We start from the raw sequence: 4999 nt of genomic DNA, 5'->3' as shown, positions 1-4999 counted from the left end.
GTACTGAAAACCACAAAAACAGTTAATGTCAAAAAGTCAGCCAAAAAACTTGTATTGAAAGCAACCCTCAAGAAAGGAAAAACAGCCCTCAAAAGCAAAACTGTCAAATTCAAGGTCAACGGCAAAACCTACAAAGGAAAAACCAACAAGAACGGTATTGCTAAGGTAACCGTCAAAAAGACAGCAATCAATAAACTCAAAGTAGGTAAAAACTACAAAATTAAAGTAAGCTACTTGAGTGATGCTGTAAAAGCAACTTTAAAAGTTAAACGTTAGAGATTTAATCTCTAACCCATTATTTTTTTTAGGATATAATTCGATTTTTTAATATTTTTCTATATGGCTAATTAATATATTTTAGAAAGTTATTACTTTTATATAAACTGCCGGTGAAAGTAGATTCAGTCGCACTAATGTTGATAATATCAAAAAAGAAGGATTAGTCAATATAAGCCATCAAAGGAATTTTTGCATGAAATTACATTGGCTTGCATTTAGAATTGATAATTTCCTTTTGGATAAATATTGTCAGGTTCATTGTAATTAAAACTACAGGATTCTAAACTCAAAGAACCCTTCCATTTATAAATAGCACCGCCGTGCCCGCTTGAGGAGTTACCATTAAAATTACAGGATTCCAAGCTCAAAGAACCCCCATAACTATGAATAGCACCACCATAATGTCCTGAAGTATTACTCTCAAAATTACATGATGTCAGGCTCAAAGAACCTCCATCAATATTATGAATAGCACCACCGTCCTCACGTGAGCGGTTATCTTCAAAATTACATGACTCCAAAATCAATGAACTTCCATCACTATTGTAGATAGCACCTCCACTGTGCCAGCCTGAGGCGTTGCCCTTAAAATTACAGGACTCCAAAGTCGAAGAACCTTCATGACTATTGTGAATAGCACCCCCCATATATTGTGAAGAGTTGCCATCAAAACTGCAGGATTTCAAACTCAAAGAACCTCCACTATTATAAATAGCACCACCATAATTTTCTGAAGTATTACTCTCAAAATTACAGGATGCCAATCTCAAAGAACTGCCAATATTACTGATAGCACCCCCATCAAATTTCGCATTGTTTTTCATAAATTTAGAATCTATAATGGATAAATTATCTGATTTATTATATATTGCGCTTCCGTGTTGTCTGGAGTTATTTTCTACAAATTCGCAATTTTCAATTGTAAGTGATGCATTAGGCATTATGTATATTGTTCCTCCGCCTGATTCAAGGTTATGATGATTTTTAAAATGTTTTCCATTTTTGAATATTATATTTTTTATTTTTATGTTTTTTCCTATGACTAAAAAAATTCTTGATAAGTTATTTCCATCAATTACTGATTTGGAATTATCCTTTTTCAGTCCGTCGATTATTAAATCATCTTTATCTAGTTCTATTCCTCCTTCATAAAATTTTTGTTCTATTTCATTCATTACAATATCACAGTCAATAATTATTCTATTTGATTCCTGTATTTTTTCATCGAGGTAAGTAAATCCTTTATAGTCCTTTGGTAGTTCAGGGTTTATAGGTTTAATTGGTTGTGCATCTGGACCTTGTGTGATAAAGTTTATCAATTCTTCATCAGCTTTAATGATGTGGTTATTGAATATTGATATGAAGGAGTTATATTTTATGTTAATTAGTGTTAATTCGCCATCTTCATTATATATTGCATATTCACTTAAATTTTCAGATAAATTGAAATTACAATTAATAATACTAAAAAAACCATTTTTAATATTAGCTATGTTGGTACTTGATGAAAAATTAGTATTTTCAATGGTTAAACTACTGTCTTCCATTTCTTGGATAATTATTGAACCTTCAGATAAGTTTTTAACAAAATTAGAATTGAAAATATTACACAAACCAGTAGAATTAACATCAATTCCGGCATTGTCTTTAAAATCACAGGATTCTAAAGTCAAAAAAACAGCATTGGGATTATCAGAACGACCACTCTGAGTATAAATTGCATTATCATTGTTCTCAAAACTACAGGATTTCAAACTCAAAGACTGGCCACTCCAATTATAGATAGCGCCTCCGCCTTTCCCTCTGGAGGAGTTACCATCAAAACTACAGGACTCTAATTTCAAATGACCCTTCCAATTTCCAATAGCGCCGCCCATATCTCCCGAAGAGTTACCTTCAAAACTGCAGGATACAAAACTCAAAGAATCCTCACTATTATTATAAATAGCACCACCATCGCTTCTGTCTGAAGAGTTACCTTTAAAACTGCATGATTTGAAACTCAAAGACCTTCCATTCTCAGTATGAATAGCACCTCCCTTATTTCCTGAAGAGTTACCTTTAAAACTGCAGGATTCCAATTTCAAATGACCATTCCCATTATCAATAGCACCTCCCAAACTTCTTGAGGTATTATTCTTGAAACTGCAGGACACTAAGTTCAAAGAACCCCCACTATTATCAATAGCACCACCAGTGCCGTCTCTTGAAGTGTTGTCTTCAAAACGGCAGGATTCCAATTTCAAATGACCATTCCAATTTCTAATAGCGCCACCATCATATCTTGAAGTGTTGTCTTCAAAACTGCACGATTTCAAACTCAATGAACCTCCACTATTATAAATAGCACCACTATAATCTTCTGAAGAATTGCTATTAAAATTACAGGACACTAAGCTCAAAGAACCCTCACTATTATTATAAATAGCACCGCCAACTTTTGAAGAATTGCTATTAAAATTACAGGATTCTAAAGTCAGAAAACCTCCACTATCATTATATATAGCGCCACCATTTTTACTTAAAAAATTACCTTCAAAACTACAGGACTTTAAACTCAAATCTCCGCTGTTACTAATGGCACCACCTAATTCTCTTGAACGGTTACCCTCAAAACTGCAGGATTCCAAGTTCAAAGAACTCCCATAATCATTATATATGGCACCACCACTTTCTGCACCCCCATTTTTAAAAATAATATTTTTTAAGGCGATATTTTTGCCTGAAACATGAAAAATACGTGTTTTAATCTTTGCATCAATAGAATGGTCTTGTCCATCAATGACCAAATCGCCCATATCTAATTTTATACCATTTTTATATTCGGATTCTTCATTATCACTTAGTATTATGTCTGAATCTAAAACAATCTCCTTTACACCATTATGAATCAAATCATCCAAATATTTAAAGTTTTGAATATTTTCATTCCTATTTTGAGATTTATCATCAGATCCTAATGCTTTTTTAACCTTATCGAAGAATCCCATATAACCACCAACAATTATTACATTTATAATTCAATTTATTTATATCTGTTTTGAAAGTTTTTACTTTAATTATGCTTTTACAGTTTTCTAAACTGAACTGGCCGGGATTGACATTACATCATGCATTTTGATTTTCAGACTATCAGTAACTGCTTAAATCATGTATCAATTCAGACATTATCACAAAACTCTTCATATTCTTCGCATAATGACTCTACTTCATCGATTCTGTTGATTGAATTTACCCACTCATTGGGTATTGAATCATAGCCGTAATAGATTCCGGCAAGGCCTCCGCAAATTGCAGCTGTTGTGTCTGTATCTTCACCGAAATTGACAGCCTTTAAAACCGCATCCCTGTAGCGGTCAGTATTTAAAAGGCAGTGAATTACACATTCAAGTGACCCGACAACAAATGATCTGCCACGAACGTCATCCAAATCATTTGAAAAGATTCTCTCAAATTTTTCAAGGACTTCAGAACCCTTATAGTGTTCTTTTATCTTATCGCATGCCAGTTTGATATGTTCAGAAATTTCCAGGTCATTTTCAATCATTGATTTTGCAATTTCAACGTATAATGCACATGCTGTCCTTGATATCTCATGGGCGTGTGTCAGGGATGAGACTGCCTCGACTGTATCATAGTCGATGTCTTTGATGTATGCAAGGGGCAGAATCCTCATAAGTGATCCGTTTCCGTTGTCACGCTCTCCCCTGCCTCCGGATTCAAGGGCGGGAGTTCCGTTGTAATAGTTTTCAAGTGATTGCCTTGTTGTATTTCCCATGTCAAATGTTCCACTTCTGCTGTTTGTGTATTCGTCTCTAACAGCCCAGTTGATGAATTCATTCATGATGTCATCGTAGTCGATTCCGTTTTTGTTAACTATGCTTGCAACTGTAGCTATTGTCATGGAAGAGTCGTCAGACCAGGTTCCCTTAGGCTGGTTGTATGTTCCGTATTCCCTCATGTCAGTTACCGGATCTTTTTCGCGTTCATGTCTGCTTGTAAACTCAACTGGAACGCCAAGAGCATCGCCAACTATCAAACCTATTATTCCATCCTTAACTTTCATATCTGAATGTTTGTTCTTAATAGTAATTAAAGGGTTATTATTTTGTGTGCATGGCCCGAATCAGACTGATTTTTTGGACACGCATACATTAATTTAAACCGTGTTTGACATTAACGCCCGCATTCTGATTTTTTGTCTGTTTTTCTTTGGACGATATATATTTAAATGATATTGTGTAAACTATTATTTACGGGGGTGATAATATCAACAAAGGAATTTTTGCAATCTTGGCAATCTTCATTGTCCTTTTAAGTGTAAGCTTTGTTTCTGCAGTAGACACTACTGATGTTGCAATTGCTGATGATGCAGCTGATGATGAATCAGTAGAAAATACCACAGCTGATGATGATGATGCAGCTGACGATGAAGCAACTGATGAAGGCCAAGATGATGAAGAAGAAGACCTTGATGTAGGTGATAATCCTTATCGTCATGGTGAATTAACAGGTAACGAAATAGCTGCTTTAGCAGACTCACCAGATAATGCAAGTGATGCTGGTAATGCAGCAGGAAGTACCGATAATGCAAAAACAACAAACGTTAACACTAATGCAACCGGTAACCCATTATTAGTATTAGTTGTAGCTCTTGCAGCATTAGGTATTTATCCTTTAAGCCGTAGAAAATAATTTTTCTACATTTTTTCTTTTTTTT

Annotated in this window: 4 protein-coding genes; 2 read left to right on the top strand and 2 right to left on the bottom strand. The window is 34.6% G+C overall.

What is annotated here, in order from left to right:
* The coding region (locus ACJMLH_RS06855; RefSeq protein WP_405276062.1) for a hypothetical protein at window positions 1-276 on the top strand (276 nt) is incomplete at its 5' end.
* 218 nt (window positions 277-494) lie between these two features.
* On the opposite strand, the gene ACJMLH_RS06850 is transcribed toward ACJMLH_RS06855, so the two are convergent.
* Entirely contained in the window at window positions 495-3269 is a 2775-nt protein-coding gene (locus ACJMLH_RS06850; protein ID WP_405276060.1) for a hypothetical protein, read from the bottom strand.
* Window positions 3270-3439: 170 nt separating this feature from the next.
* Entirely contained in the window at window positions 3440-4345 is a 906-nt protein-coding gene (locus tag ACJMLH_RS06845; RefSeq protein WP_405276058.1) for an ADP-ribosylglycohydrolase family protein, read from the bottom strand.
* Window positions 4346-4572: 227 nt separating this feature from the next.
* Here ACJMLH_RS06845 and ACJMLH_RS06840 point away from each other — a divergent pair, with 227 nt between their 5' ends.
* Window positions 4573-4974, top strand: coding sequence for a hypothetical protein (locus ACJMLH_RS06840; RefSeq protein WP_405276056.1), 402 nt, complete (start codon window positions 4573-4575; stop codon window positions 4972-4974).
* Window positions 4975-4999 lie beyond the last annotated feature (25 nt).

The sequence above is a fragment of the Methanobrevibacter sp. genome, assembly GCF_045116495.1.
Classification (GTDB): Archaea; Methanobacteriota; Methanobacteria; order Methanobacteriales; family Methanobacteriaceae; genus Methanocatella.
This window is presented reverse-complemented; position numbering and strand designations above follow the sequence as displayed.